The sequence below is a fragment of the Bradyrhizobium sp. WSM1253 genome (assembly GCF_000244935.1).
In the GTDB taxonomy this organism is placed as follows: domain Bacteria; phylum Pseudomonadota; class Alphaproteobacteria; order Rhizobiales; family Xanthobacteraceae; genus Bradyrhizobium; species Bradyrhizobium canariense.
The window spans coordinates 5,833,820-5,860,476 of the sequence record NZ_JH600073.1; the positions used below are offsets into that span (position 1 = coordinate 5,833,820).

Sequence of the window (26,657 nt, forward strand, 5' to 3'; positions counted from 1 at the left end):
TGAGGGCGTTTTTTGCAAAGCCATCCCTCGTCTTCTGTCCCCAATAGGTCACAATCAGGTCTACGCTCGTGTTGAGTGCGAGCGAAATGAGCCCAGGACGATGAACTGCATGCTGACACTCCCAGATGGGTCGACGAGTTGCGGGATGAACACGAGAAAGCATGCGGCTGTCTTGGGGTTGAGCGCCTCTATGACGATGCCCTGGCGAAAAGCAGAATGCGCATTCGTCGTCTGCAATTCTATCGGATCGACGCTTGTCTCGCGCCACGCCTTAATCCCGAGCCAGATGAGATATAGGCCTCTGGCGATCTTTAGGAAGGTGAACGCTTCTGCGCTTGCGACAACACGGGCAGACAGACCGACGGTGCCGCCGAAAACGTGGACAAGCCCTCCGGTACCCAGGCCAACGCTCGATGCGAGCCCTTCACTTCTGCCGCCAGCAAGCGTGCGGGCCACAATATAGAAGAGACCCTGGCCCGGCGTGACCACCACAAACAATGCCACCACCAGGAACAAAAAGAACGTATGCGAGTTGAACATCGCTCAACCCGATTATCGTTTCAACTGGCGTTAGCGGCGCCAATCTTCTTGCATGATGGCTAGACCCGTTTCACGCCCGAGTGCAATTGCAGAAAGCTCAGGACTGCAGCGGCCGTTTGGCTCGCTACAAAGCCATTTGTAACGCCGCCGGCCGGCCGCTGGACGGTTCTGGCTCATTTGCGCTCTTGTCGGAAGACGGAATGCACAGCCGACGCCTCGCAGGCCTTTGCGCCGACGAAAGCGGCGGCGCGTGACTGAGCGACCCAAGGCTTCGCGGTCATGGTTGTCCAACAGTCGGATGACCAGTTTCGGCTGCTCGAAGAAGGAATGCACGTCTTCTCTGAGAGATATTCCTACTGCCGGGTTGACGGCCTTGACCAGAACCAGAGGACGTCAATCTGGTACAGCAAGAATGCCGCAGACTGGCTCTATGGAAGGAACCAGTTCTAGCCTACATCGGTGTCATGAATGCTCCACAGCACAGGCCACCGAGATGAGCAATGAAAGCGCTCACCTGCACTCTGACACAGCGATCGGCGCACCGGTTTACAAGACCTGGATGTGCGCGCTCTGCGGGGTTGTTTACAGCGAGCGGGAGGGATGGCCGGACGAGGGCATTCCGCCGGGCACTCGCTGGGAAGACGTCCCCGACGAGTGGATCTGCCCCGACTGCGGCGCAGACAAGAGTGAATTCCAGATGACTGAGGTCTGAACGAAATCCCGTTGATGCTGCGAGCAGCGTGCGCGGCATTCATCAATTGCCAGGGAGCTAGCATGTACGTCCCCCCACATTTCGCCGAGTCGCGCCCTGAGGCGCTTCACGATCTCATCAACAAAAATCCTCTCGGCATCCTCTTTACTAACGGGAAGAGCGGGCTCGACGCAAATCACCTGCCATTCGAGTTGCATGCGAAGGAAGGGCAGCAGGGCGTGCTTCATTCACATGTGGCTCGCGCAAATCCCATTTGGCAGGATATCGCGACGGGAAACGAGGTGCTGATCGTATTCCGCGCCGGGGATGCCTACATCGCGCCGAACTGGTATCCGAGCAAGGTCGAGTTCAAGAAGCAGGTCCCGTCCTGGAACTATATGGTGGCTCATGTGTACGGACGCGTGACAATCCGCGACGATGAGCGTTACGTTCGTGGCATGGTCGCGCGGCTGACGCGCATCCATGAGGCGAAGCAGGCCGATCCTTGGAAGATGACTGACAGCCCCAAGGACTACATCGATATGATGCTCAAGATGATCGTCGGAATCGAGATCGAGATCACACGACTCGTTGGCAAGTCGAAGCTTAGTCAGAATAAAGAGGTCCGGGACATTCTCGGTGCAGGGAACGCGCTCAAGGCCCAGGGCAAGGATGTGATCGGCGATGCAATGCTGGCCGCCGCTGTGGCCAAAGCGGAGCAGGCCTGACTCATATCCGACGGAGCGACATGCTCGGAGAAATCGTGGCGCAACGACCTACTTGTGATCCTCGGGTATGACGGGGCCAAACCCATCGGCGGCCCTGCGCAAGCATGGATAATCTCATTCGCCCTACGATCGTCTGCCGCTGGCGAAAGCTGTAGTTGGACTCAAAAACTGGAGATCAGTGCGCGTTCTTCCCGGCGCGCTGCGGAGCACGCAACCCAATGTTCAAGTTCGCGGCGAGCGCCGATTGCCGCGAAAGAGACCTGAGCGCGGCCATCCAGATATTATCTGGCAGTTTCCATCCGTGAGCGCTTGGACAGTTTGGCCTTTCTGTTCGCGCGGACCGATGCCTCAAGGACACCTTTCAGGCGGACTGCGGCCGCCTGCAATTCCGCGACGGAAAAGCCGCCGAAGCCGAGCATTAGACCGAACCGAGCAGGCGCATTTTGGTACATGGGCGAGATCGGTCGCACAACCAGCCCGGCCTTGTGTGCTTGCTCGGCAAGCTTGACGTCGTCGAGGCCGGCAGGAAGCCAAAGCACCAGGTGCATACCTTGGTCGCTGGGTTGGAGCGCTGTCCAGGACGGCAGCTCCGTCTCAATGGCGGAGATCAGGGCCACGCGCCGTTCTGCGTAAGCGCCCCGGATGCGCCGTATGTGAGCTTCGAAATAGCCCTCGCGCATATATTGCGCGAGCACATATTGATCGGCTGTCGGAGAATGGCGGTCAATAAGAGCACGGGCGCCCGCGAACGCATCCACCAGCGGAAGGGGAACGATGGCGTATCCGATCCGCATGGATGAAAACAGCACTTTGCTCATCGTCCCGAGATAGACGACACGTGTAGGATCGAGTCCCTGCAGGGACGGAAATGGATGTCCCGCGTAGCGAAGTTCGCTGTCGTAATCGTCCTCGACAATCCAGGCATTGTTTTGACGGGCCCAGGACAGCAGAGCCGTGCGTCTCCCCATGCTCATCGGCATGCCGAGCGGATATTGATGCGATGGCGTAACGAACGCGACCCGAGCCTTCGGGCATCGGACGAGACCTTCGTGGACGTCGATGCCCTGCGCGTCGACGGGAATGCGAGAGGTCTGGACGTTGAAGTTTCCGAGAACCGCGACAATACCGGGATAGGCGGGGTCTTCCGCCCATACTGCGTCTCCGTCCGCAAGAAGAACGGTTGCAGCCAGAAAAAGACCCTGCTGCGTACCCGCCGTGATCACGACCTGGCCGGCCTCGCATTTCACTCCACGGGCTTTACGCACGTAGTCAGTAATCGCGAGCCGCAAATCAGGCAATCCTTTCGGGTCGATGTATCCCGACGGGGCAGCCACGCGCAGCGCTCGGACGCGATTACCGAGACGGCGCCACTTGTCATCCGGGGGCGACCGCGCCTGCCGGATGAGCGATTGCAAATGGCGCCGTCCCTTGCGGCCGAAGAGCTTGCGCGACCTCTGCAAGACGGGCGACGTTCTCCCGCAACACAGGGCCGATCCGCGGCGGCGCAATGAATGCCTGCGGTGGGCTGACGAGTTCGCGACCGCCGTTGACGTTGGCGACGATCGTGCCGCCTCTGGCGCGCGCCTCGAGGTAGCCTTCCGCATGTAGCTGACCGAGCGCCTCGATGACCGTACCCCTCGCTAGTTGGAGCGATGCCGCGAGGGCGCGGGTGGACGGCAGCCGTTCGCCCGGCTTCAACATCCCGTTTGATATCGCCTCGCGAAGTGCCTGTGTAAGTTGTTGTCCGACCCGGCCTGCGGCCTTGTCGAGAGAGCCCAGCGAGGGAATTGCGATGATGTTTCGGCGCCTTGCCATTGCCGTTCTGGTCTACCTGTCCGCTCGTACTTTGAAGTCCAGAATAGACCAACTCTGTGAGTCATTGAAAGAAATCGTCACATACCGCTCGACCGCTCGGTTTCGACATCCAACCCGCCGAGCAGCGATGGCCTTGCGGGTCAACGACCATTTCCCCACGACGTAGGTAGCTCGGCCCGAGGCCGTGGAAGATCGCCTCGTTGAATCGACGGGCTGAGCATCTTCGTTGTTGAGAGGCTATCCAGTTTCGAAGCCCGTCGAGAGTGTGAAATCCATCGGCCGCGTAGCAGCGGACGTCCGGAAGGAAAGCCTGCATCAATTCGGCGAGCGCATGTCCCGGATCGAGGTCCAAGCACCCTGCTGGCCCTCAGCTCTGCCAGGGCCTCCGGGGTCCCGACCGCTCGATGAGGCGCGCGAGCTGCAAAGTGAGCTTCACTGTTGCATCGCTTGAGGAGAAGATGCGCTCGCCGTCGCCTCCTGCGATCAGAATCCGCTGGCTTTCGATCGGCCTCGCGCCTGCTGGCGGCGAGCGCCTCTTGCAAGGGTTTGCGGGCGCGCGCGAGCCGTGACGTGCGGGAAGTGATCTCAATGCGTGTCTATATGTTGAAGGCGGCTTCGGCGCTCAGGCGCTACATCGATGATCGCCTTGTACAGATGGATCGGCGAGCATCAGCGATAGCTCCCTACCAGACCAATGAAGAATGCATGATCTGAGGTTCTCCGCAGGCGCGGACGCCCCCGCGGCGAGGGTTGCTGTTCGGCGCCAAGCAGAGGTTTGCCCTGAACCAAGCTCCAGCCAGACCTGCAGTTCATTGCGAGGAGCGGGCGTCTTCACCGTCGAGCTGAGCCAGCAGCCAGTCTGCAAACGCTCGTACGGCCGATCTTTGTCGGCTGGCGCGCGGATAGATGAGACGGTGACCGACGTAACTGATATCGGTCGCACGTCCCGCCAATGGGGCAACCAATCGCCCATTGGCCAGTTCAAGCTGGGCCAGGAGGGTTGATTCCAACGCCACTCCCAATCCCTCCGCAGCGGTCGCAATTGCAAGAAAGCTCCGATCGAATCTCATGCCGTGGAGCGCGGGGGCTTCCAATCCGTTGGCAGCGAACCATTGATGCCACTGCACCTGCTTCACGTCTGAGCGGATGAGCGTCTGATCGAGGAGATCAGCGGCCTTCCTTATCGATTTTGCGAGCGAGGGAGAGCAGAGCGGCGTGACCGTCTCCTCTGGTAGTGGAACAATCTCGACGCCTTCCGCGCGCGGCGGACCGTAGACGATGTCGATATCGAAATCATCGTTGCTGAAGCGCGCATAATCCGTGCTTGCGGCCAGTCGAACCTCGAGCTTCGGGTAAGCAGCGAGAAACTGCGCAAGCCGTGGCGCCAGCCATTGCGCAGCAAAACTTGGGGCGGAATGGACGCGCACCAGTTGTGGGCCGCGGGCGGCGACTTCTTCAAGCCCGCGGCGGAGCTGATCGAAGGCCGCCCCGGTGTGACGCATCAGATTTTCGCCGGCTGGCGTGAGCCGCACAGATCGCGCGCTGCGCTCGAACAGAACGGTCCGAAGCGTGGCCTCCAGCTTGCGAATCGCGTGACTGACGGCGCTCGGCGTCAGGTGAAGCTCATTCGCCGCATCGCGAAACGATCCGGTCCGGGCTGCGGCTTCAAAGGCACGAATTGAGGATATCGGGATCTTCGAGAGCATTCGATAAGTGAACCAGATTCATCGATCCGTGACAACTGCGCGTTTGTAGGGCCGGCCTCCGCAGGTCATTCCTAAAACCAGCAAGGAAGAACAATTTGCGGGAGGAATTGATGCTGCTCAGCGGTAAGACGGCAATCATTTCGGGCGCGGCCTCGCCGCGGGGCATCGGGCTCGCAACCGCCCGGCGGTTCGCCGCCGAGGGCGCTCGGGTGGCCATTCTGGATATCGACGCGGGCGCCGCGGCGGAAGCTGCGGCATCGCTTGGAAAGTCCCACATTGGACTGGCGTGCAACGTCGGCGACAAATCGCTCTGCGAACAGGCAGTCACCCGTGTGATCGAAACCTTCGCAGGCATCGATATCCTGATCAACAATGCCGGGATCACCCAGCCCGTCAAGTTCCTGGACATTTCGCCGGCCGATTGGGATCGAATTCAGGACGTCAATCTCAAGGGTATCCTGTTTCTGTCCCAGGCGGTGATCCCGCATATGCGCGCACGGAAGTCCGGGTCGATCGCGTGCATGTCGTCCGTCTCGGCCCAGCGCGGTGGTGGAATTTTTGGCGGGCCACACTACTCGGCTGCGAAAGCAGGGGTCCTTGGCCTCGCCAAGGCGATGGCGCGGGAGTTCGGCCCTGACGGGATTCGCGTCAACTGCGTTACGCCCGGCCTGATCGGCACGGATATTACGGCAGGCAAGCTGAATGATGAAATGAGAGCGAAAATTCTGGAAGGCATTCCGCTCAATCGCCTCGGCACGGCAGAAGATGTCGCCGGTATCTACACCTTCCTGGCCTCGGACCTATCTGCCTACGTCACGGGTGCCGTGATCGACGTCAACGGCGGCATGCTTATCCACTGAGCCAGCGAGATAAGGTCCAGATCGATGGAAACGCCCACCAATGCGCTTATCAACGCGCCCAAGCTAGCGGACCGCGCCTACAACATCCGCCGCAATGCGCTGCGCATGGGCGAAGTCCAGGGGAAGGGTTATATCGCGCAGGCGCTCGACATCTCCGATGTTCTCGCCGTGGCCTATTTCCACGCCATGCGTTACCGGCCTGAAGACCCGTCATGGGAGGGCCGGGACCGCTTTCTGCTCTCCAACGGACATTATGCCATCGCACTCTACGCAGCTTTGATCGAGGCGGGAATTGTCCCGGAGGAAGAACTCGAAACCTATGGCAGCGACGAGAGCCGCCTGCCGATGTCGGGCATGGCCTCCTACACGCCCGGAATGGAAATGTCGGGCGGATCGCTCGGACTTGGGCTGAGCATTGCCGTCGGCATGAGCCTAGGACTCAAGCGCAAGAGATCCGAGGCACAGGTATACACGTTGTTTTCCGATGGCGAACTCGACGAAGGCTCCGTCTGGGAAGCGATCCAGTCGGCAGGCCACTACAAGCTCGACAATCTAATCGGCATCGTCGACGTCAACAATCAGCAGGCGGATGGTCCTTTCACGCAGGTTATGGCCTTCGAGCCGCTGGTCGACAAGCTTCAGGCCTTCGGCTGGTTCGTGCAGCGGATCGACGGCAACGATCTCGATGCCGTACTTACCGCGTTCGACGCCGCCAAGTCCCATCCCGAGCCCAAGCCGAGGATGATCGTCGCCGACACTCTGATGGGGAAGGGCGTTCCTTTCCTGGAGCAGCGCGAGAAGAATCATTTCATCCGCGTCGAGCAGCACGAATGGCAGCTCGCGCTTGCCGCGCTGGAAGCTGGGAGGCAGGCATGAGGACCATCAGATCAGCACCGCAGCCGCGCAAGCCGCGCCTGACCACCTCCGCCATGATCGCATCGATCGCTTCTGAAAGACAGAAGACGAAACCCGCGCCCTTTGGACATGCGCTCGTCGAGCTCGCCCGCAGCCGCCCTGAGATTGTCGGCATGACGGCCGATCTGGGCAAATACACCGATCTGCACATCTTCGCGAAGGAATTTCCGGACCGTTATTATCAGATGGGCATGGCCGAGCAGCTTCTGTTCGGCGCTGCGTCGGGCCTTGCCGCCGAAGGCTTCATGCCGTTCGCGACCACTTACGCCGTGTTCGCATCGCGACGGGCTTACGACTTCATACACCAGACGATCGCGGAGGAAGATCGCAACGTGAAGATCGTCTGCGCGCTGCCGGGGCTGACCTCGGGCTATGGCCCGAGCCATCAGGCCGCAGAAGATGTCGCCCTGTTTCGCGCGATGCCGAATATGACGGTCATCGATCCCTGCGATGCTCACGAAATCGAGCAGCTGGTGCCCGCCATCGCGGCCCATCATGGGCCTGTCTACACCCGCCTGCTGCGCGGCCAGGTGCCGCTCGTGCTGGACGAATATGATTACAAATTCGAGCTCGGCAGGGCCAAGCTGATTCGTGACGGGAAGGACGCCCTGGTCATCTCATCCGGCATCATGACCATGCGTGCGCTCGAGGCGGCCCAAACCTTGAAGGGCGACAGCATCGACACTGCGGTGCTGCATGTTCCAACCATCAAGCCGCTCGACACTGAGACGATCTTGCGTGAAGCCGGCAAATCGGGCCGTCTTGTCGTCGTTGCCGAGAACCACACGTCGATTGGCGGCCTTGGCGAGGCAATTGCCGCGGTTCTAATGCGTTCAGGCGTTCATCCGCGTTTCCGCCAGATCGCATTGCCGGACGAATTTCTTGACGCTGGCGCACTTCCGACACTGCACGACCGCTACGGGATTTCTACCGCAGAGGTCGCAAGGCAGATCAAGCAGTGGCTTGCACCGGCGCTAAGCGCTAATCCAGCCAAGTCCTTGTGAGGAGCTACACCCGTCGCATGTTGCGGCGGCGAGCGATGACTCTTGCCTACATGCCGGCGGTCGAGAGCGGGGAACCAAGAGACGCGAAAGCTGCACGCCAGCGCAGGCTGATGCTGTCGGCACCAACGTCAATGCAGGATCAGGAGGAAACATGATTGTCTCGAAGCCCGGAAGGATGAGCCGCCGTACGCTGTTGATGGCAGCCACGGCCGTACCTCTCTGCGGGATTCCGACTCGTCCGGCTTCCGCAGCCGAGTTCGTTTACAAGTTTGCGACCGGGCAGGATCCGACCCACCCCGTGAATATCCGGGCCCAAGAGGCGATCGACCGATCCGCGAAGCGACGAGCGCGGGCTGGAGATCAGGCTGTTTCCGGCCAATCAGCTCGGCTCCGACACCGAACTCCTGACCAGGTACGCAGCGGCGTGAGTTCTTCAACCAACCGTCCTCGATCCTTGCCACCCTGGTGCCGAGCGCGGGCATGCACCGTCTTCGCATTCGCCGATTACGACAGCGTGTGGAAGGCGATGGATGGCAAACTCGGCACCTAAGGAATTCCGGTCATTGCCCGTCACGACGACATGCTTCCTTTTGCGAGCTTTATTGTCCCGAGGATGCGCTTTGGGTCTCCCCTTTCGCGGATGAGAACCAGCCCGTCGTCGTCAAGACACTCAAGCGGACCGCGGCGATCGGCAGCTATCGCCGAGCTGTCGGCTGGACCCATGAGACGCGGGGTCGGCGCGGCATCGACAGGAGCTATCTACTTTTTGGTCAATGAGTTGGGCTGCCGCCGCGCCCTGCCCACTTAAGATGCATGCGTTCGCGGGCTTCGCGGCGACGCTGGCGCCGTTCGCGTCGGCGCTTCGCTCGCTCTGCCGGCAGCGGCAAGGATGGCACTGGTGGCCCGGCCGTTTCGACTGGCACCTTCTCGACCGGCTCGTGTTCGGTCCGGCGCGCCTCCATGGATTCGAGCACGGCTCGTCCCTTCACAGTAATCCTCCAGCCGCCGTTTTGACGCTCGACGAGGCCGTCCGAAAAAATGTCGAGCTCGGGTACGCGCGTTGCCATCCGCTTGGTGCGCTCGGCCCATTCCGGGCCGCTGGTCGCCAGGATGGCCATGTCGCGCTTGAGGTCCGCCATCACGGCGAATCCATCCGGATAACTCACCAGGATCTTCAAGACCGTGACCTGGAAATTCACTGCGCACCTCGCCTGATCAACGCCACATCCTCGGCGCTTGTGTCAGGGCTTTCCGGCCAATCTGCCGCAGCTCGTCCGGTGTCGTTTCGCCGGCTTTGCGGTTTCGAGGATCTTGCAGGCCACATGGGTGCGAGCGCCCGTCTCGTCGCGGGCTAGCTTTTCGCAGACCTCGTCAAGTACCGCTCGCAATAGAGCGGTTGTAGCTTGTTCAAACATGGGTGCGCCCCTTGGAAAGCCCGATCCTACCGCAAGTCTTTCCATTTTGGGATTCACGAATGTGAACTAATGAACTCTGCCGCACTGCACACGACCTGCGCCTGCGCCCCTCCTGAAATCCTGCTCGAAACTGCGCCTCTCAAATCGGCCAGGCCGAGTTGCGGCTCACCTGCCCCTCACCGTGGGGCGAGGACAACGATACTCCGAGAAGCCGAACCGGCTTTGGAGCAGGCATCTCGTTTTGAAGCAGCGCGATCGAGAAGTGTTCGAGCTCGCTGTGGTTCGACTTCGCGATCGGCATGGACCTGCTGCGCGTGATGATGTCAAAATCGTTGACTTGAGCCTTCAGCGTGACTTTCCGGGCCCGCGCGGTCCTTGTCCTCCCAGTGCCGCCAGACCTTCTCGATCAGCGGGCCCAACTCGGTGGCCATTGCGTCGAAAGCGCTAAAGATCGGTTGAGGACGTATTCTCCGCACCAACCGACTTCCGGATCCGGTTCGCGCGGACCTCGCGGTGATCGATGCCCCTCGATATCCGGTAGTATTACGCGCCGGCCTTGCCGAAATTGGCTTGCAGAGTCGAGCGACTGATTGCGGAGGTCGAGGCAGTGTACCGCCCGATAGCATTCATCTTGGCGCAAGTCGCCGGACCGATGCCGTGGGATTTGCTGACAGGGAGTGCCTCCACGAAGCCGGGCCTCATCTCCGGCGTGATGACGTACTGGCCGTTTGCCGCGCCAGGCTTTCTGCAGATACGCGCCGGCCGCGGAAACTCGCGTCCGAGGGGGCGCGCTAGCTCGGCCTGGTCAGTGCTCTGGAGCGGGACATCGCTGACGGTCGGCTGTCCGATGGCGACTGCCTTCCGCCGCACCTTGAACTGGCACGAGAGCTCGGCCTGTCCGTCGGCACCGTCAGCAAAGCCTATCAGAAGGCCGAACAACGCGGTATCAGCGGACATGTCGGGCAGGGCACCTTCGTCCGGCGTCATTCGCCGCGCAGGCCGAGGTGGCCACGGCATGACATGAACCGGTCAATTTATCGCTGAGCATGCCCGGCCACGGAAGCGAAACGCAGGTCCTGTCCGCGTTGTTTGGCGAGGTGGTGCGCGAACCTGATCTTGCACTGTTGTTGGGCTACCATCCTCACGCTGGCCTTTCCCAGGAACGTGAAATCATCGCAGCCTCGCTCTCTGACAACGCCTTTACGGTCGCGCCGGCACAGCTGATTCTGTGCAACGACGCCCAGCACGCGATCGATGTCGCCCTGCGCTTCGTGGCAAAACCCGGCGACAGTGTCTTGGTGGGTGCTTTCACTTATCCCTGCTTCAAAGCCATCGCCGCGCCAGCCACCTTAATTTGGTGCCCGTGGACATGGATGAGGACCGAATCGACCCTGAGGCGCTGAAAAAGCCTGCCGGGCGTCCCGAGCGCGAGTGCTCTATTGCCTGCCGACGTTGCAGAGCCCCACGGCTCACACGCTGAGTCTTGACCGCGGGGGCGCATCGGTGAATTCGCCGAGGAGCTCGATCTCGCCATCATAGAGGATGACGTTTACCGCTTTTTCTTCCCCGAGCGTCCTGTGGCCGATCGCCTCATTGGTGCCGGCCCTCTCCTTCTAAATCACGTCCTACTCCAAATACCTTGCGCCAGCCTTCAGGCTCGGGACAGTGACAGTCCCGCCGGCCTACATCGCTCAAACTCAGCTCCTCCTGCACGCCTGTGCCTGGTTTGTTGCTCAGGTGTTAGGCGAGACTGTGGTGCGGTTGATTGAGAGCGGAAAGCTGGAAGAACTTCTGCGTGAGCGGCGGCGTCAGGCGCACGAACGTTACGGGGTGCTCCTAGACTTTTTCCCAATGCCGCAAACTTCAGTTCTCAGCCTTCTACGGATAGTTGCAGTTGCCGCAAGAGTGGTCCGCAGATCGGTTTACGGCCGCTGCGCCAGGACGAGGCATACTTGTCCCCCCGCATCGCCTCAGCGGTGGGAAAGGGGGATCCTGGCGCCATTCGCATCTGTTTTGGCGCCCCCAGCGATCCTAAAGAACTGTCCGATATATTTCAGATACTTCGGGACATTATGGCTCGCCGGCCAGTAAACGTCGCTTCTCACGCGTAGGTGTCCGTCTTCGTTTCGGTACGCGTGGCGAATCCCTTCGCACGACAGCCCCTTTTCTTGGCTGCGACGATAGATCGGCTGCCATCAAGCCGGTGCTGCCGAACTAAAGAAGATCACCGATGGAAATTCTCGGCCAGGTCTCGGTCTGCCGAGCGGCTTTAATCTTCGCCGACCAAGCGTCGATGAGACTGTCGAGGACCAATCGTCCGTTGCCACGAGTATCCGGCCATTTCATCGTTGGTGTTCCCAGTGGCAGCGAGATCACCCCATGCGCCGCCGATAGCAGGGCGGTCGCGAGGCGCTCCGTCAGCCTTGGCGTCGCCTCCACCCCTAATTCGGAAAGATACTCCGCCATCGAGGTCACAAATAGCCCGTAGCCCTTTCGTGCGATCTCAGTTTCACCGAAATAAACCCCGTCGGGAAAACGCCTGTCCTCGACTGTGCCGGCCATCGAATAGAGCGATCGAAAATGATCGGGGTTGTTCACCCAATACTCGATATAGGCCTCCATGACACGCCGCAGCCGGACCTCACCGCTGGAATGAAGCGCGCGGACTTGGTCGAGCCGATCCGCCATTTCCTCGAGATTCCTCTCCTTCACTGCCAGCAGCAGCAGGATCTTGGTCGGAAAGTATTTGAGAACCGTACCCTTCGAGTAACCGAGCGCATCGGCGATCTTCTGGATCGAAACGGTTTCGAGTGTGCCGCTCGCGAACTCCTTTCGCGCTGTTTCCAGGATTCGAGCCTGCAACGCGCGCTTGTCAGCTTCTTGGCGTGCGCGCTTCTGAAAGCGTCGCATCCCCTTGGAGTTTCCTGATCTCTCGGCCGACATCCAATCTCCGCCCGGTCTGTCCTGGTCTGTCCTGCAGCTACATGGCTGTTATCACGAGCAAAAAACGCCACTCCATTCCTAGCTTGCCATCTTCTGCAATAAATGACTATAGTCAATTAAGTAGAAGCGACCAAACGGAGGCAAACAGTGGCAACTTCGGCACGCGAGTATGCCTGCAGCGATTTCGATCCGTTCGACTGGGACACTCGCATCGACCCCTATCCGGCCTATGCCGAGCTTCGTGCGAAGGCACCCGTCGTCAGGCTCGAGAAATACGGCATCTTCGCCGTGCCGCGTTTTGCCGAGATCAAGGCGGTCTTTGCTGACCATGTGAACTTCAGCAATGGCGGTGGTGCTGGCATCGTCAATTATTTTAAGGAGAAGCCGTGGCGTCCGCCGAGCATCGTCCTCGAAGCTGACCCACCGCTACATACACGCACCCGAAAGGTGCTAGCTCGGATCATGTCGCCGGGTGCCATGCGGGGCCTCGAGAACGGTTTCAAGGCCAAGGCCGCCGCGCTGGTCGACGAACTCATTGAAAAGAGATCATTCGACGCCGTCCGCGATCTTGCCGAAATATTTCCGGTGACTGTATTTCCGGATGCCCTGGGCATCGACAATGAGGGCCGTGAAAATTTTCTGACCTACGGCGCAATGGTGTTTGCCGGCATGGGGCCGGAGAACGATTATTTCCGAACTCTGATGGCCAAGGCACCTGAGGTTTTGCCTTGGGTTGCCGCGAAATGCCAACGGGACGCCTTGGCTCCCGGCAGTTTTGGCGCACAGGTCTACGAGGCCGCCGATAGCGGCGAAATTACCCATGACGAAGCGCCTCTGCTCGTCCGGTCCTTTCTTTCGGCGGGACTGGATACGACTATCAGTGCAACAGGCATGGCCCTCTTTAGTTTAGTCCGTCATCCGGAGCAGTGGGCCATTCTGGCCGCCAATCCTTCGCTGGCGCGCGGCGCGTTCGATGAGAGCCTGCGCTATGATTCCGCCGCACCTTACGTCTTTCGGACCACACCGCATGAAACCGAGATCGCAGGGGTGCCGATCGGTAAGCACGAAAAAGTATTGCTGCTGATTGGTTCTGCAAATCGCGACGAAACGCGGTGGGAGCAGCCCGACCAGTTCGACATCACCCGGCGCGTCTCGGGCCATATCGGCTTCGGCACCGGGATCCATGGCTGCGTGGGGCAAATGGTCGCGCGGCTCGAAGGCGAAGCCGTTCTGGCCGCCTTGGCGGCGAGCGTCGCATCAATCGAGATAACGGGCGAGCCGGTATACCGCGACAGCAGTGGATTGCGGGCCCTCAGCTCACTGCCGGTACGCGTTACGACGAAATAGCGCCAGCCCGGGCTCTTTGCGGCGGCTGTCATTGCCCGCCAGGACGGCTGGCGGACCTGCTTCCTTTGCGAGCTTATTGCCCGAAAGGTGTTGTCGTGCAAGCGCCGCTGCTTCTTCGACGTAGTTGCTATAGTTCAGCACGCCTTTCGCATGGAAGTTCGTTGAGCCGAGAAGGGATCTTGTTCTTGAAAAGGAGCTCCCAAGGGCCCGAAGGATCAACGATCGCCTTGATAACGTTTGCATCGAGAATCAACGCGGGCCCTCTATCAGCCTTGCGAAATACGCCATCGTCATCGTGGCGAACCCCAGGCAGGTCACCAGATCAATGCCGGCGGCGAGCAGCGCATCGCGCTGCAAGTCCGTGCTCTCGCCGTCGGAGTCCGACGACACGCATGTAGCCAACCAACATAGGCGGATACGCATCGGAAATAGGTTTCCGTATTGCAGCGCGTGGCGGCAGAGTTTTCCGCATATTTTTTGCGCCACCAAGCGTTTAGTTTAGGACGCTACTACAAGATTCGGTAGTTGGCTAAAGCCACTTTGAGGCCCTAGGTTCCGGCCGCCGTCCCCGCCGATCATCATCATCGACGAACAGAAGCGAACGCAAGCGCACGTGAAGCCCGCACCGTCTGCCGGTCACCTTCCGCCCTTCCATCGCGTAGAGACTGAAGTGTCACCATGTCCGAACAACCCTTGCCGACGCTGCCGATGTGGCGCGTCGATCACATCGAGCCCTCGCCCAAGATGTTGGCGCTACGCGCCAACGGTCCGATCCACCGCGTGCGCTTCCCGTCCGGGCACGAAGGCTGGTGGGTGACAGGCTACGACGAGGCCAAGGCGGTGCTGTCCGACGCGGCGTTCCGGCCCGCGGGAATGCCGCCGGCGGCATTCACCCCGGATTCGGTAATTCTCGGTTCGCCGGGGTGGCTGGTCTCGCACGAGGGGGGCGAGCATGCCCGGTTGCGCACGATCGTGGCGCCAGCCTTCAACGACCGCAGGGTGAAGCTGCTCGCGCAGCAGGTCGAGGCGATCGCCGCGCAGTTGTTCGAGACGCTGGCGGCCCAGCCCCAGCCCGCCGACCTGCGGCGCCACCTCTCCTTTCCGCTTCCGGCCATGGTCATCAGCGCGCTGATGGGCGTGCTCTACGAGGATCACGCGTTTTTCGCCGGGCTCTCCGACGAGGTAATGACGCACCAGCATGAAAGCGGCCCGCGCAGCGCGTCGCGCCTGGCCTGGGAAGAACTGCGCGCCTACATTCGCGGAAAGATGCGGGACAAGCGCCAGGATCCGGGCGACAACCTGCTGACGGATTTGCTCGCGGCGGTCGACCAGGGCAAGGCGACCGAGGCAGAGGCGATCGGCCTGGCCGCGGGCATGCTGGTGGCGGGGCACGAGAGCACCGTCGCGCAGATCGAATTCGGCCTGCTGGCCATGTTCCGCCATCCGCAACAGCGCGAACGCCTGGTCGGCGATCCATCCCTGGTGGACACGGCGGTGGAGGAAATCCTGCGCATGTACCCGGTGGGCGTGGGCTGGGACGGCATCATGCGCTATCCGAGGACCGACGTGACCATCGCGGGCGTGCATATTCCCGCGGAGAGCAAGGTGCTGGTCGGACTGCCGGCGACGTCGTTCGATCCGCGCCATTTCGACGATCCGGAAATCTTCGATATCGGGCGCGACGAAAATCCGCACCTAGCGTTCTCCTACGGTCCGCACTACTGCCTCGGCATGGCGCTGGCCAGGCTGGAACTCAAAGTGGTGTTCGGTTCGATCTTCCAGCGCTTTCCCGCGCTGCGCCTGGCCGTGGCGCCCGAAGAACTGAAGTTGCGCAAGGAGATCATCACTGGCGGGTTCGAAGAGTTGCCGGTGCTCTGGTGATGCGCGGACGCCCCCGGGAATCGCGATCTTCTCCGCAATTTGCCGGCGCGCCTGGCGCGCGCCGTTCAGATCAGCCAGCCAACAGTTAAGCAAGATGGACGTGCAAGAAACCACAGCAGCATGCCGGGACGCCTTCGCCGAACTGGCTTCGCCAGCGTGCATCGATGACCCGTATCCGTTCCTGCGATGGTTGCGCGAGCACGATCCGGTGCATCGCGCGGCGTCGGGCCTCTTTCTGTTGAGCCGCCACGCCGACATCTACTGGGCGCTCAAGGCCACGGGGGATGCGTTTCGGGGACCGGCGCCCGGCGAACTGGCGCGCTATTCCCCGCGCGCGGCGACCAGCCTGTCGCTCAATCTGCTGGCGTCCACGCTGGCGATGAAGGACCCACCGACGCATACGCGTCTGCGCCGGCTGATCTCGCGCGATTTCACCATGCGCCAGATCGACGACCTGCGCCCGAGCATCGCGCGCATCGTCGCAGCGCGCCTGGACGGCATGGCGCCCGCGCTGGAGCGCGGGGAGGCGGTGGACCTGCATCGGGAATTCGCGCTGGCCTTGCCCATGCTAATCTTCGCCGAACTGTTCGGCATGCCCCAAGACGACATGTTCGGGCTCGCCGCCGGCATCGGCGCCATTCTGGAAGGCCTAAGCCCGCACGCCAGCGATCCCCAGCTCGCCACGGCGGACGCGGCCAGCGCCAGCGTGCAGGCCTACTTCGGCGACCTTATAGAGCGCAAGCGCACCGATCCCCGCCACGACATCGTGTCGATGCTGGTCGGCGCACACGAGCACGATGCCGACACGCTGTCGGATGCGGAGTTGATCAGCATGCTGTGGGGCATGCTGCTGGGCGGCTTCGCCACCACTGCCGCGACCATCGACCATGCGGTCCTGGCGATGCTGGCGTATCCCGAACAGCGGCACTGGCTGCAGGGAGACGCCGCGGGGGTGAAGGCATTCGTCGAAGAAGTCCTGCGCTGCGACGCGCCCGCCATGTTCAGCTCCATTCCGCGTATCGCCCAGCGCGACATCGAACTAGGCGGCGTGGCGATCCCGAAGAACGCGGACGTGCGGGTGCTGATCGCGGCCGGCAATCGCGACCCGGACGCCTTCGCCGACCCCGACCGCTTCGATCCCGCGCGGTTCTACGGCACCAGTCCTGGCATGTCGACCGACGGGAAGATCATGCTGAGCTTCGGCCACGGCATCCACTTCTGCCTGGGTGCGCAACTGGCCCGGGTGCAGTTGGCCGAGAGCCTGCCGCGGATCCAGGCGCGCTTCCCCACGCTGGCATTGGCCGAGCAGCCCACCCGGGAGCCCTCCGCGTTCCTTAGGACATTCCGCGCGCTGCCGGTGCGGCTGCATGAGCACGGTGGCTGAGATGCGCGTCGTGGTCGACCAGGATCTGTGCGGAACCACCGGGCAGTGCGTGCTGACGCTGCCGGGCACCTTTCGCCAGCGCGAACCGGACGGCGTGGCCGAAGTGTGCGTGGCGACGGTCCCGCAGGTGCTGCACGCCGCCGTGCGGCTCGCGGCCAGCCAGTGCCCGGTCGCCGCCATTCGGGTCATCGAAAGCGACGCTGGCGATGACGAGCGCGCCAGCGCCGACCCCGCGCCTTCTCCGGCGAGGCCGAGCGGCAGGCCGCGAAAGACCAACGCAATCCACGAGGACACGATCGGACGGTTTGAAGGCAAGGTGGCCGTGGTGACCGGCGCCGGCGCCGGCATCGGCAAGGCATGCGCCCTAGCCATCGCGCGCGAGGGCGGCAGAGTGGTGGTGGCCGACATTGATGGCTCGGCGGCCATCGCCTGCACCGCGCAGATCGCGGCCGAAGCGGGCCACGCGCTGGCGCTGGCGATGGACATCGCCGATGCGCGGGCGGTGGCAGCGCTGTTCGAGACGGCGGAGCGGCACTTCGGTGGGGTCGACCTGCTGGTGAACAACGCGAGCGCCATGCATCTGACCCCGCGCGACCGAGCGATCCTCGACCTGGACCTGGCGGTCTGGGATCAGACCATGGCGACCAATCTGCGCGGTAGCCTGCTCTGCTGCCGGCAGGCCATCCCACGGATGATCGCCCGCGGCGGCGGCGCCATTGTCAACATGTCGTCATGCCAGGGGCTCAGCGGTGACACCGCGCAGACGTCCTACGCCGCGTCGAAGGCGGCGATGAACATGCTGTCGGCCTCGCTCGCCACCCAGTACGGTCATGCGCAGATCCGCTGCAACGCGGTTGCGCCGGGTCTCATCATGACCGAGCGTCTCCTCGCCAAGCTGGACGAGGGCATGCAACGGCATCTGCGCCGGCACCAGCTCCTGCCGCGCGTCGGCCGTCCCGAGGACGTGGCCGCGCTGGTGGCGTTCCTGCTTTCCGAGGATGCTGCGTTCATCACCGGCCAGGTCGTGTGCATTGACGGCGGCATGCTGGCGCATGTGCCGACGTACGCCGACGGTGGCAACAGCCGCGCCGCGCGGCCTGCCGGCAACACCGCCGAAGCGGCTGCGGCGCCGCGCTGCTGATGGACATGCTGCTCAACCCGCTGGCGCGTCGGCACCGGCTGCGGTACGACATCCCGATCGTGCCCGGCGCTTTCCCCCTGGTCGGGCATCTTCCCGCCATCGTCTGCGACCTGCCGCGCCTGCTGCGGCGCGCGGAACGGATGCTGGGCAGCCACTTCTGGCTGGATTTCGGCCCTGCCGGACACCTGATGACCTGCGTGGATCCGGACGCGTTCGCGCTGCTCCGGCACAAGGACGTGTCCTCGGTGCTGATCGAAGAGATCGCGCCCGAATTACTTGGCGGAACGTTGGTCGCCCAGGACGGCGGCGCGCACCGGCAGGCGCGCGATGCGATCAAGGCGGCGTTCCTGCCCAAAGGGCTGACTCAGGCCGGCATCGGCAACCTGTTCGCGCCCGTCATCTGGGCGCGGGTGCAGGCGTGGCGTGACCGCGGCGACGTAACCATCCTGCGCGAAACCGGCGACCTGATGCTCAAGCTCATCTTCAGCCTCATGGGTATCCCCGCGCAGGACTTGCCAGGATGGCATCGCAAGTACCGGCAACTGCTGCAGTTGATCGTCGCGCCCCCGGTCGACCTGCCCGGGCTGCCCTTGCGGCGCGGCCGCGCCGCCCGCGACTGGATCGACGCGCAGTTGCGCCAGTTCGTCCGCGACGCGCGCGCACATGCCGCGCGCACCGGGTTGATCAACGACATGGTGAGCGCCTTCGATCGCAGCGACGATGCGCTCTCCGATGACGTCCTGGTCGCCAATATCCGCTTGCTGCTGCTTGCCGGTCACGACACCACCGCCTCGACGATGGCCTGGATGGTGATCGAGCTGGCGCGGCAGCCTGTGCTGTGGGACGTCTTGGTCGAGGAGGCGCAACGCGTGGGCGCGGTGCCGACCCGGCACGCGGACCTGGCGCAGTGTCCGGTCGCTGAGGCCCTGTTCCGCGAGACGCTGCGCGTGCATCCGACGACCACGCTCCTGCCGCGGCGGGCGCTGCAGGAATTGCAACTCGGCCAACGGCGCATTCCCGCGGGCACCCATCTGTGCATACCGCTGCTGCATTTCTCGACCTCGGCGCTGCTGCACGAGGCGCCTGATCAGTTCCGCCTGGCGCGGTGGCTGCAACGCACGGAGCCGATCCGGCCGGTGGACATGCTGCAGTTCGGTACCGGCCCACACGTCTGCATCGGCTACCACTTGGTGTGGCTCGAACTGGTGCAGTTCTGCATCGCTTTGGCGCTGACCATGCACAAGGCCGGGGTGCGGCCGCGGTTGTTGAGCAGCGCCGAAAAAGGCCGGCGTTATTACCCGACCGCGCATCCGTCCATGAAAATCCGCATCGGATTCTCATGAGCTGGCATCGCTTGCGCCTGTGTGGCGAGGCAGCGACGCCGGCAACACCGCGGCGGCCCGCTGTGGCCGTCTCCTGTCAGGTACAAGGATATGAACAGCATGCAGACCGGTTTCGCTACACGACGGCCGAACTGGCGTTTCCGCGCTCGGCGGATTGGGCGCGCAGGCGCGCGGCGCTTCCGGCAGGCTGATGCCTGAGATCTGGATGGAGGACGGCGCAAAGCGGGTCGAACAAGCGCTCGCGCGTCGTCTCTGGGTCGAAGACAAGGGTGAGACCGAGCTGATCGCGGCAATGCGCTACGCCACCTTGCATGGCGGGAAGCGCACCCGCGCCTTGCTCTGTCTGGCTGCCGGCACACTGGCCGACACGCCGGCGCACATGCTCGACGACGTCGGCGCCGCGATCGAGATGATGCACGCCTGTACCCTGGTCCACGACGACCTGCCCGCGATGGACAACGACGTGCTTCGCCGCGGCCTTCCGACCGTGCATGTCAAGTTCGGCGAAGCCACCGCGATCCTGGTCGGCGACGCGCTGCAGGCGCACGCCTTCCTGACCCTGGCGAGCCTGGATGCGCCGGGCGACAATCCTATCGCGCTCGTGCGCGAACTGGCGCAGGCGGTGTCCGCCGAGGGTGTCGCAGGCGGGCAGGCCATCGATCTGTCGCTGGTCGGAAAGCACGTCGAGCTGGACAGGATCGTCGCGATGCACCGGATGAAGAGCGGAGCGCTAGTGCGCGCGTCCGTTCGCATGGGCGCGCTATGCGCCATCGTGGAGGATGCCGCGCACGCTGCGCTGTACTGTGCGCTCGATCGCTACAGCGCCTGTTTCGGCCTGGCGTTGCAGGTGGTCGATGACATTCTCGATGCGACGGCGGATACCGCGGCGCTGGGCAAGACCCCCGGTAAGGACGCGGCGGCGCAGAAGCCGACCTGCGCGTCGATCATGGGGCTGCAGCCTGCGCGCCAGTTCGCGCTCGATCTGTTGCGCGACGCCGGAGAGGCCATCGTCCCGCTGGGGCCGCGTGCGGAACGGTTGGGGCAGATGCTGCAGCGGGCCAACGCGCATCTGTTCAAGCACGCGCCATGCGCATGAGCGCGCCCGTGCGCATGGAGTCGCCCTTGTGCCGCTGCGATCAGCCGGCGGTAGCGGTGCATGCTGCACCGTGTCCGAGTCCGCGGCGCCCATCGCAGCGGTTGCCCTGCACGGCCGCGGCGCGCTGCGGCCAAGCCTATGCGGCGACGCGCCAGCGTCGTTGGCGCGTCGCCGCGCCAGAGCAGTGCGGCCGTCCGGCGCTGCCCATCGGCCGGGCCGCGACGGACCTGCGGCGACGTGCGCGGCGTCTGCCCGATCCTGGTTCTCGTCAACCGTCTGCAGAAGGAACATCCCGCGTGAACGCGCAGTCCGAACAGATCCTTTCCGAATTGCGCCACCTGCTGAGCGAGATGAGCGACGGCGGCAGCGTCGGTCCGTCCGTCTACGACACGGCGCGAGCTCTGCAATTCCACGGCAACGTCACCGGTCGGCAGGACGCCTACGCGTGGCTCATCTCGCAGCAACAGGCCGATGGCGGATGGGGAAGCGCGGACTTCCCGCTGTTCCGTCATGCGCCCACGTGGGCGGCGTTGCTGGCATTGCAACGCGCCGATCCTCTTCCCGGCGCGGCCGACGCGGTCCAGGCTGCAACCCGGTTCCTCGAACGCCAGCCCGATCCCTACGCGCATGCGGTGCCGGAAGACGCGCCGATCGGCGCGGAGCTGATCTTGCCGCAATTTTGCGGCGAGGCCGCATCCTTGCTGGGCGGCGTGGCGTTTCCGCGCCACCCGGCGCTGTTGCCGTTGCGGCAAGCGTGCCTGGTCAAGCTGGCGGCGGTGGCGACGTTGCCGAGCGGCCATCCGTTGCTGCACTCCTGGGAAGCCTGGGGGACCTCGCCGACAACCGCATGCCCGGACGACGACGGCAGCATCGGCATCAGTCCGGCGGCCACCGCCGCGTGGCGTGCGCACGTCCTGACACAGGGGAGCACGTCGCAGGTCGGGCGCGCGGACGCGTATCTGAAGGCGGCATCGAAGGCGACGCGCAGCGGCATCGAAGGTGTCGTTCCCAACGTCTGGCCGATCAATGTGTTCGAACCATGCTGGTCGCTGTACACCCTGCATCTGGCCGGGTTGTTCGCGCATCCCGCGCTCACTGAGGTGATGCGCGTGATTGTCGCGCAGCTCGATGCCCGCCTGGGTGTGCGCGGTCTCGGCCCGGCCTTGCACTTCGCGGCCGATGCGGATGACACCGCCATTGCGTTGTGTGTCCTGCGCCTTGCAGGCCGCGACCCGGCGGTCGATGCGTTGCGCCAATTCGAAAGCGGCGAGCTGTTTGTCACCTTCCCCGGCGAGCGCAATGCCTCGATGTCGACCAACATTCATGCCCTGCATGCGTTGCGATTGTTGGGAAAGCCTACCGCCGCCGCCAGCGCCTATGTCGAAGCCAATCGCAACCCGGACGGTGTATGGGACAACGAAAAATGGCACGTTTCATGGCTGTATCCCACCGCGCATGCCATCGCTGCGCTGGCGCAAGGCAACCCCCAGTGGCGCGACGAGCGCGCGCTGGCGGCGCTGCTGCGCGCGCAGCGCGGCGACGGCGGCTGGGGCGCCGGTCGCGCGTCCACATTCGAGGAAACCGCCTATGCGCTGTTCGCGTTGCACGTGATGGACGGGAACGAAGAGCCGACAGGGCGCCCGCGCATCGCGCAGGCGGTGGCGCGTGCGCTGGAGTGGATGCTCGCCCGCCATGCGGCGCATCCATTGCCGCAGACGTCGCTGTGGATCGGCAAAGAATTATATTGCCCCACGCGGGTCGTGCGCGTGGCTGAACTCGCCGGGTTGTGGCTGGCACTTCATTGGGGGCGGCGCGCCCTGGCCAAGGGAACAGGAGCGGCGCCATGATCCAGACCCAACGCGCGCTGCAGCAGGTGCTGGAGTGGGGGCATTCCCTGACCGGGTTCGCCGATGAGCATGCCGTGGAAGCAGTCAGGGGCGGCCAGTACATCCTGCAGCGCATCCACCCGAGCCTGCGCGACGCCAGCGCCCGCACCGGCCGCGATCCGCAGGACGAAACGCTGATCGTGGCGTTCTATCGCGAACTGGCGCTGCTGTTCTGGCTCGACGATTGCAACGACGTTGGCCTGATCGCGCCGGAGCAGCTCGCCGCGGTGGAGCAGGCGCTGGGGCAGGGCCTGCCGTGCGCGCTCCCCGGATTCGAGGGCTGCGCGGTGCTGCGCGCCTCGCTGGCCGCACTCGCCTACGATCGTCGCGACTATGCTCAGCTTCTCGACGATACCCGGCGCTACTGCGCAGCGCTGCGCGCCGGACCCGCGCAGGCGGCAGGGGCGGAACGCTGGTCCTACGCCGAGTACCTGCACAATGGCGTCGATTCGATTGCCTACGCGAATGTGTTCTGTTGCCTGTCATTGCTGTGGGGGTTGGACATGGCGACCTTGCGCGAGCGTCCGGCATTTCGCCAGGTCCTGCGGCTCATCTCCGCGATAGGGCGTCTGCAGAACGATCTGCATGGACGCGACGAGGACAGGACGGCGGGCGAGGCCGACAACGCGGCGATCCTGCTGCTGCAGCGCTATCCGGCTATGCCTGTGATGGAGTTCCTCAAGGACGAGCTGGCCGGCCATACGCGCATGCTGCACCGCCTGATGGCGGAAGAATGCTTTCCCGCGCCGTGGGGAGCGTTGATCGAGGCCATGGCCGACATCTGCGCGCAGTACTATCAGACCTCGACCAGCCGCTATCGCAGCGACGCCGCGGGGGCAGGCCAGCGTGCGCCGGGCTGAACGCGCGGGAGGCGGAGGCGAGCGCCCGCTCCCCTCGGTCAGATCGGACGCAACGCCGTCGCCCGATGGAGCGAGCATGAGCGACACCGCCATGAGCCCGTGCAAGGACGACTATCTGGACGTCGTGCTGGATCGGCGAACGGCACCGGCCCCGATCGCCGACGGCTGGAAGTATATAAGTTTCGAACACTGCGCATGCGACTTGGACCTGACGCAGATCGAGCGCTGCGCCTGGCTGGTGGGCAAGATCATGGCGCGAAGCGGCGTCCATAGCGATCACCGAGAAACCCGGTACGCAACGATCCCAGATCATGCCGACGAAGGTCGCGGAGATGAACACCACATTCTGGGCGAGGGTCCAAACCTGGTCTTCAGCATCACGCTCAGCACGGCACCGGCAATGTAGATGAAAACATTCCGATGCCGATCAGCAGCATGATGCGGCCATGGAATGGCCCGACCAGCAGTCGATCAAGACGAGTGCCTGCGTTCACGGATTCGAGTTTGACGCTCTCCCTTGATGCGGACCGCCTTCTTCGAACGTCTGCCGCTTGTCTTCTGCTAGGGTCTGTACCTAATTAACTGCTTCTGATTCGCTCTTGCCAAGTTGATTCGGCATGGGGGGCTTCGATGCGCAAAGGACTGTTCTGGCTCAACGACAAGCAGTAGGCTCAGATAGACCGCAGCTGCCAATGAACCAGACCGCGCCGGCGCGCGAAGACGATCGACGCATCATCAGCGGTATCGTTCACATGCTCCAGTGCGGCGCACGCTCGCGCGATTGCCCGCCCGACTATGGCCTTACACGACAATCTACAATCGGTTCAATCGCTGGGCTAAGAGCGGACATTGGCAGGCTATCTTTGAAGCGCTCGCCCGCTGCGGCAAGGACGGCCTGACTTTGTCGATCGACTCCACCTCGATCAAAGCGCATCGCTCCGCGAGCGGGGGAAAAGGGGGAGCATGAACAGGCCGTCGGCCGCTCACGCGGGGGGCGGAGCACGAAAATCCACGCGCTGAGCGACCCCGATTGCAAACGTTGCGCATTTCATCTCACTCCGGGACAAGACGCAGATATTGCCGCAGGCCGGCCCTTTTGAAACTCGCGGCGCCCATGTCTTCCCTCATTGGGGACAAAGGCTACGATGGCGACGGCTTTCGCACCGAAATGTCAATCGCGGCGCGAAACTCGTCATTCCGAACAAGTCCAACAGGGTGACCCTCCACAGCTTCAGCAAACGCGCCTATAAAGGACGCAACGTTATCGAGCGCTGCTTCTGCCGGCTCAAGGATTTCAGGCGTGTCTCTACTCGCTACGACAAACTTGCTAGAAACTTCTTGGCCGCCGTCCACCTCGCCGCCGTCGTCGCCTATTGGATCAATTGAGTCTGAACCCTAGCTAGTCTCTGTGGCGGCAGTTCTTCGTCTTGTGCGGTCCAAGAGCATGTCAAACAAACTAAGAAAATTGCGCATCTTTACCGACAGAGGTCCCCTGATTGCGCTAACCATCGCTGGGGGGATGGTGGTCGGCGTTGTCGGCCCGACGTCGGCGCAGTTCTTCAATTTCGGCGGATATCAGCAGCGGCCGCAGCCGCAACGCGGTGGCGGGTTCGGCGGCGGCTGGTTTGGTAACGACATGTTTGAGCCGTCTGCTCCCCAGCCTCGTTGGGATCGGCGGCAAACCTTGCCGCCCGCGCGCGAGGATTTTTCGAGGGCGCCCGCGGCCGGAAAGCGCGATACTGTACCGGAGCGCCATGTTCTTGTGCTCGGTGATGCCATGGCGGACTGGCTCGCCTATGGTCTTGAAGACGCCTATGCCGAACAGCCTGACATGGGCGTGATCCGCAGACATAAGACCGTCTCAGGCCTTATCAAATATCAGCCGAAGGGCAATCCGGCCGATTGGGCCGCCGCTGCCAAAGGCATTCTCGCGACCGAAAAAGCGGACGTCATCGTCGTCATGCTCGGACTCGATGATCGAGTCGGGATGCGCGAGCCGCCGGCTGAGAAATCCGATATCAAGCCATCGGACAAAAACGCAGACAAGAAGGATGCCAGAGGCAAACCGGGCGTCAAGTCGGAGGGCGGTACGAACGTCGACGCGAAGCCGGATGGCAGACTGGTCGATACGGAATTGTCGCCAAATGACGCCGCCGACGCGCCGGCTATCGAACCGGAGAGTAGCACGCGCTCGCCGAAAGGCCTCTATGAGTATCGCGAGAAACGCTGGATCGAGCTCTACAAAAACAAGATCGAACAGATGATCGGCGTGCTCAAATCTAAGGGGGTCCCGGTGCTGTGGGTTGGCCTGCCGGTGGTACGTGGCCCTAAGGCAACAGCCGACACCCTGTTTCTGGATTCGCTCTATCGCGAGGCGGCCGGCAAGGCCGGCATCACTTATGTCGATGTCTGGGACGGCTTTGTCGATGAAGCGGGCCATTTTATGCAGCGCGGTCCCGACTTCGAAGGCCAGATCCGTCAGCTGCGCTCCTCCGATGGCGTGTATTTCACCAAGCCCGGCGCCCGCAAGCTTGCGCATTATGTCGAACGCGAAATCAACCGGTTGTTGGCTACTCGTTCCGCGCCGATCGCGCTGCCGACGGAACCGGCAACGCCCGATGTCAATGCGCTGCCGGGTCAACCGGACCTGCGCCCGCTCGCCGGACCGATCCTTCCCTTGGTGGCCCCCTCTTTCGGCGCCGATCAATTGCTCGGCGGTCCAGGGGCGCCGATGGCAATGGATGCGCTAGCAGCGCGTGTCTTGGTCAAAGGTGAGCCCTTGTCGGCACCGGCCGGTCGCGCCGACGATTTTGTCTGGCCGCGCCGCGAAGTCGGACGCGAACAGTCTAAGGATACTCCAATGGCTTCGGCTTCGCCCGATGATCGCATCCCGGTATCGGCGACGGCGCCAATGCTAAAGCAGAAAAAGAATCGCAGCCAAAGGTGAGGCGCTGACGTTTTGGCCCGCAGGTTTCGCTCAGTGGGGCCGCTTCGGGGACAATCGCATCGGTTTGCGCCGGAGCCTGTGGGCGTGGCAAACGCAGTTCGCACCTGGAGCAGCACTGTTCAGCCGCTTCTGGTTGGCCGTGTCGCGATATCAGT

21 protein-coding genes and 8 pseudogenes are annotated in these 26,657 nt (G+C 63.0%); 20 read left to right on the forward strand and 9 right to left on the reverse strand.

Going from position 1 to position 26,657, the window contains the following annotated elements:
* Nucleotides 1-60: 60 nt before the first annotated feature.
* On the reverse strand, nt 61-540 hold the full coding sequence (locus BRA1253DRAFT_RS28690) for a LysE family translocator (RefSeq protein ID WP_007600160.1): 480 nt from the start codon (nt 538-540) through the stop codon (nt 61-63).
* Between the two features lie 559 nt (nt 541-1,099).
* On the opposite strand from BRA1253DRAFT_RS28690, the gene BRA1253DRAFT_RS28695 reads away from it, so the two are divergent.
* Both BRA1253DRAFT_RS28695 and BRA1253DRAFT_RS28700 read left to right on the forward strand, forming a co-directional pair.
* The gene (locus tag BRA1253DRAFT_RS28695) at nt 1,100-1,252 is read left to right on the forward strand and encodes a rubredoxin (protein ID WP_198288322.1); all 153 of its coding nucleotides are present in this window, start codon (nt 1,100-1,102) and stop codon (nt 1,250-1,252) included.
* 62 nt (nt 1,253-1,314) lie between these two features.
* Complete coding sequence (locus BRA1253DRAFT_RS28700; RefSeq protein WP_007600163.1) at nt 1,315-1,959, forward strand: FMN-binding negative transcriptional regulator; 645 nt, start codon at nt 1,315-1,317, stop codon at nt 1,957-1,959.
* A 281-nt stretch (nt 1,960-2,240) separates the two neighbouring features.
* Here the strand turns inward: BRA1253DRAFT_RS28700 and BRA1253DRAFT_RS28705 are convergent.
* Nucleotides 2,241-3,774, reverse strand: a pseudogene (locus tag BRA1253DRAFT_RS28705) (PLP-dependent aminotransferase family protein).
* An 809-nt stretch (nt 3,775-4,583) separates the two neighbouring features.
* Nucleotides 4,584-5,480: a LysR substrate-binding domain-containing protein gene (locus tag BRA1253DRAFT_RS28710; RefSeq protein WP_007600164.1), complete on the reverse strand. Its 897-nt coding sequence runs from the start codon at nt 5,478-5,480 to the stop codon at nt 4,584-4,586.
* 110 nt (nt 5,481-5,590) lie between these two features.
* Here BRA1253DRAFT_RS28710 and BRA1253DRAFT_RS28715 point away from each other — a divergent pair, with 110 nt between their 5' ends.
* The 4 genes and pseudogenes from BRA1253DRAFT_RS28715 to BRA1253DRAFT_RS45460 form a co-directional block, all read left to right on the forward strand.
* Nucleotides 5,591-6,340 (forward strand): SDR family NAD(P)-dependent oxidoreductase, encoded by a 750-nt coding sequence (locus tag BRA1253DRAFT_RS28715; protein ID WP_007600165.1) that lies wholly within the window; start codon nt 5,591-5,593, stop codon nt 6,338-6,340.
* Between the two features lie 24 nt (nt 6,341-6,364).
* Entirely contained in the window at nt 6,365-7,216 is an 852-nt protein-coding gene (locus tag BRA1253DRAFT_RS28720; RefSeq protein ID WP_007600173.1) for a transketolase, read from the forward strand.
* A complete protein-coding gene (locus tag BRA1253DRAFT_RS28725) occupies nt 7,213-8,259 on the forward strand; it encodes a transketolase family protein (protein ID WP_007600174.1) in 1,047 nt (348 codons plus the stop codon). Before BRA1253DRAFT_RS28720 ends, BRA1253DRAFT_RS28725 begins: the two co-directional genes overlap by 4 nt.
* Nucleotides 8,260-8,410: 151 nt before the next feature.
* Nucleotides 8,411-8,803, forward strand: a pseudogene (locus tag BRA1253DRAFT_RS45460) (TRAP transporter substrate-binding protein); the annotation flags it as partial.
* Between the two features lie 226 nt (nt 8,804-9,029).
* On the opposite strand, the gene BRA1253DRAFT_RS43825 reads toward BRA1253DRAFT_RS45460, so the two are convergent.
* The 3 genes and pseudogenes from BRA1253DRAFT_RS43825 to BRA1253DRAFT_RS46295 all read right to left on the reverse strand — a co-directional run bounded on the left by BRA1253DRAFT_RS43825 (nt 9,030) and on the right by BRA1253DRAFT_RS46295 (nt 10,023).
* Complete coding sequence (locus tag BRA1253DRAFT_RS43825; RefSeq protein ID WP_007600175.1) at nt 9,030-9,458, reverse strand: hypothetical protein; 429 nt, start codon at nt 9,456-9,458, stop codon at nt 9,030-9,032.
* A 16-nt stretch (nt 9,459-9,474) separates the two neighbouring features.
* Nucleotides 9,475-9,674, reverse strand: a pseudogene (locus BRA1253DRAFT_RS45465) (hypothetical protein).
* A 139-nt stretch (nt 9,675-9,813) separates the two neighbouring features.
* Nucleotides 9,814-10,023 carry a hypothetical protein gene (locus BRA1253DRAFT_RS46295; protein ID WP_371261374.1) on the reverse strand — a complete coding sequence of 70 codons (210 nt, stop codon included), beginning with the start codon at nt 10,021-10,023 and terminating at the stop codon, nt 9,814-9,816.
* 491 nt (nt 10,024-10,514) lie between these two features.
* Here BRA1253DRAFT_RS46295 and BRA1253DRAFT_RS45470 point away from each other — a divergent pair, with 491 nt between their 5' ends.
* A complete protein-coding gene (locus BRA1253DRAFT_RS45470; protein WP_245286099.1) occupies nt 10,515-10,718 on the forward strand; it encodes a winged helix-turn-helix transcriptional regulator in 204 nt (67 codons plus the stop codon).
* A gap of 2 nt (nt 10,719-10,720) precedes the next feature.
* Nucleotides 10,721-11,077, forward strand: coding sequence for an aminotransferase class I/II-fold pyridoxal phosphate-dependent enzyme (locus tag BRA1253DRAFT_RS45475; RefSeq protein ID WP_245285983.1), 357 nt, complete (start codon nt 10,721-10,723; stop codon nt 11,075-11,077).
* Nucleotides 11,078-11,888: 811 nt separating this feature from the next.
* On the opposite strand, the gene BRA1253DRAFT_RS28745 is transcribed toward BRA1253DRAFT_RS45475, so the two are convergent.
* Nucleotides 11,889-12,617: a TetR/AcrR family transcriptional regulator gene (locus BRA1253DRAFT_RS28745; RefSeq protein WP_007600176.1), complete on the reverse strand. Its 729-nt coding sequence runs from the start codon at nt 12,615-12,617 to the stop codon at nt 11,889-11,891.
* 147 nt (nt 12,618-12,764) lie between these two features.
* Here BRA1253DRAFT_RS28745 and BRA1253DRAFT_RS28750 point away from each other — a divergent pair, with 147 nt between their 5' ends.
* Nucleotides 12,765-13,964 carry a cytochrome P450 gene (locus tag BRA1253DRAFT_RS28750; RefSeq protein ID WP_007600177.1) on the forward strand — a complete coding sequence of 400 codons (1,200 nt, stop codon included), beginning with the start codon at nt 12,765-12,767 and terminating at the stop codon, nt 13,962-13,964.
* A 249-nt stretch (nt 13,965-14,213) separates the two neighbouring features.
* On the opposite strand, the gene BRA1253DRAFT_RS45480 is transcribed toward BRA1253DRAFT_RS28750, so the two are convergent.
* Nucleotides 14,214-14,354, reverse strand: coding sequence for a hypothetical protein (locus tag BRA1253DRAFT_RS45480; RefSeq protein ID WP_231189001.1), 141 nt, complete (start codon nt 14,352-14,354; stop codon nt 14,214-14,216).
* 288 nt (nt 14,355-14,642) lie between these two features.
* Between BRA1253DRAFT_RS45480 and BRA1253DRAFT_RS28755 the strand changes: the two genes are divergently transcribed.
* The 9 genes and pseudogenes from BRA1253DRAFT_RS28755 to BRA1253DRAFT_RS43835 form a co-directional block, all read left to right on the forward strand.
* Entirely contained in the window at nt 14,643-15,845 is a 1,203-nt protein-coding gene (locus tag BRA1253DRAFT_RS28755; protein ID WP_007600179.1) for a cytochrome P450, read from the forward strand.
* A gap of 94 nt (nt 15,846-15,939) precedes the next feature.
* Nucleotides 15,940-17,229, forward strand: coding sequence for a cytochrome P450 (locus tag BRA1253DRAFT_RS28760; protein ID WP_007600181.1), 1,290 nt, complete (start codon nt 15,940-15,942; stop codon nt 17,227-17,229).
* A 1-nt stretch (nt 17,230) separates the two neighbouring features.
* Nucleotides 17,231-17,538: pseudogene (locus tag BRA1253DRAFT_RS45485) on the forward strand (ferredoxin).
* The gene (locus tag BRA1253DRAFT_RS28765) at nt 17,525-18,370 is read left to right on the forward strand and encodes an SDR family oxidoreductase (RefSeq protein WP_035995472.1); all 846 of its coding nucleotides are present in this window, start codon (nt 17,525-17,527) and stop codon (nt 18,368-18,370) included. The pseudogene BRA1253DRAFT_RS45485 and the gene BRA1253DRAFT_RS28765 overlap by 14 nt, the downstream one beginning before the upstream one ends.
* A complete protein-coding gene (locus BRA1253DRAFT_RS28770; protein ID WP_007600185.1) occupies nt 18,370-19,713 on the forward strand; it encodes a cytochrome P450 in 1,344 nt (447 codons plus the stop codon). Before BRA1253DRAFT_RS28765 ends, BRA1253DRAFT_RS28770 begins: the two co-directional genes overlap by 1 nt.
* 90 nt (nt 19,714-19,803) lie before the next feature.
* Nucleotides 19,804-20,809 (forward strand): annotated as a pseudogene (locus tag BRA1253DRAFT_RS28775) (polyprenyl synthetase family protein).
* Nucleotides 20,810-21,105: 296 nt separating this feature from the next.
* The gene (locus BRA1253DRAFT_RS28780; RefSeq protein ID WP_007600189.1) at nt 21,106-22,656 is read left to right on the forward strand and encodes a hypothetical protein; all 1,551 of its coding nucleotides are present in this window, start codon (nt 21,106-21,108) and stop codon (nt 22,654-22,656) included.
* On the forward strand, nt 22,653-23,555 hold the full coding sequence (locus tag BRA1253DRAFT_RS28785; RefSeq protein ID WP_007600190.1) for a hypothetical protein: 903 nt from the start codon (nt 22,653-22,655) through the stop codon (nt 23,553-23,555). Before BRA1253DRAFT_RS28780 ends, BRA1253DRAFT_RS28785 begins: the two co-directional genes overlap by 4 nt.
* A pseudogene (locus BRA1253DRAFT_RS43835) lies at nt 23,542-23,808 on the forward strand (type 2 isopentenyl-diphosphate Delta-isomerase); the annotation flags it as partial. The gene BRA1253DRAFT_RS28785 and the pseudogene BRA1253DRAFT_RS43835, both read left to right, overlap by 14 nt.
* Before the next feature lie 4 nt (nt 23,809-23,812).
* Here the strand turns inward: BRA1253DRAFT_RS43835 and BRA1253DRAFT_RS46300 are convergent.
* Nucleotides 23,813-24,049, reverse strand: a pseudogene (locus BRA1253DRAFT_RS46300) (MFS transporter); the annotation flags it as partial.
* 136 nt (nt 24,050-24,185) lie between these two features.
* On the opposite strand from BRA1253DRAFT_RS46300, the pseudogene BRA1253DRAFT_RS41965 reads away from it, so the two are divergent.
* Together BRA1253DRAFT_RS41965 and BRA1253DRAFT_RS28795 are read left to right on the forward strand one after the other, a co-directional pair.
* Nucleotides 24,186-24,941, forward strand: a pseudogene (locus tag BRA1253DRAFT_RS41965) (IS5 family transposase).
* A gap of 58 nt (nt 24,942-24,999) precedes the next feature.
* Nucleotides 25,000-26,502, forward strand: coding sequence for a DUF459 domain-containing protein (locus BRA1253DRAFT_RS28795; protein WP_007600192.1), 1,503 nt, complete (start codon nt 25,000-25,002; stop codon nt 26,500-26,502).
* The last annotated feature ends 155 nt before the right edge of the window (nt 26,503-26,657 follow it).

Excerpts from the sequence above, each read along its gene's own strand:
- BRA1253DRAFT_RS28695 (WP_198288322.1), top strand. The coding sequence starts at position 1,100 with ATGTGCGCGCTCTGCGGGGTTGTTTACAGCGAGCGGGAGGGATGGCCG.
- BRA1253DRAFT_RS28710 (WP_007600164.1), bottom strand. The coding sequence starts at position 5,480 with ATGCTCTCGAAGATCCCGATATCCTCAATTCGTGCCTTTGAAGCCGCA.
- BRA1253DRAFT_RS28690 (WP_007600160.1), bottom strand. The coding sequence starts at position 540 with ATGTTCAACTCGCATACGTTCTTTTTGTTCCTGGTGGTGGCATTGTTT.
- BRA1253DRAFT_RS28770 (WP_007600185.1), top strand. The coding sequence starts at position 18,370 with ATGGACATGCTGCTCAACCCGCTGGCGCGTCGGCACCGGCTGCGGTAC.
- BRA1253DRAFT_RS45475 (WP_245285983.1), top strand. The coding sequence starts at position 10,721 with ATGCCCGGCCACGGAAGCGAAACGCAGGTCCTGTCCGCGTTGTTTGGC.
- BRA1253DRAFT_RS28755 (WP_007600179.1), top strand. The coding sequence starts at position 14,643 with ATGTCCGAACAACCCTTGCCGACGCTGCCGATGTGGCGCGTCGATCAC.
- BRA1253DRAFT_RS28725 (WP_007600174.1), top strand. The coding sequence starts at position 7,213 with ATGAGGACCATCAGATCAGCACCGCAGCCGCGCAAGCCGCGCCTGACC.
- BRA1253DRAFT_RS28785 (WP_007600190.1), top strand. The coding sequence starts at position 22,653 with ATGATCCAGACCCAACGCGCGCTGCAGCAGGTGCTGGAGTGGGGGCAT.
- BRA1253DRAFT_RS28715 (WP_007600165.1), top strand. The coding sequence starts at position 5,591 with ATGCTGCTCAGCGGTAAGACGGCAATCATTTCGGGCGCGGCCTCGCCG.
- BRA1253DRAFT_RS28760 (WP_007600181.1), top strand. The coding sequence starts at position 15,940 with ATGGACGTGCAAGAAACCACAGCAGCATGCCGGGACGCCTTCGCCGAA.
- BRA1253DRAFT_RS28700 (WP_007600163.1), top strand. The coding sequence starts at position 1,315 with ATGTACGTCCCCCCACATTTCGCCGAGTCGCGCCCTGAGGCGCTTCAC.
- BRA1253DRAFT_RS28795 (WP_007600192.1), top strand. The coding sequence starts at position 25,000 with ATGTCAAACAAACTAAGAAAATTGCGCATCTTTACCGACAGAGGTCCC.
- BRA1253DRAFT_RS28745 (WP_007600176.1), bottom strand. The coding sequence starts at position 12,617 with ATGTCGGCCGAGAGATCAGGAAACTCCAAGGGGATGCGACGCTTTCAG.
- BRA1253DRAFT_RS28720 (WP_007600173.1), top strand. The coding sequence starts at position 6,365 with ATGGAAACGCCCACCAATGCGCTTATCAACGCGCCCAAGCTAGCGGAC.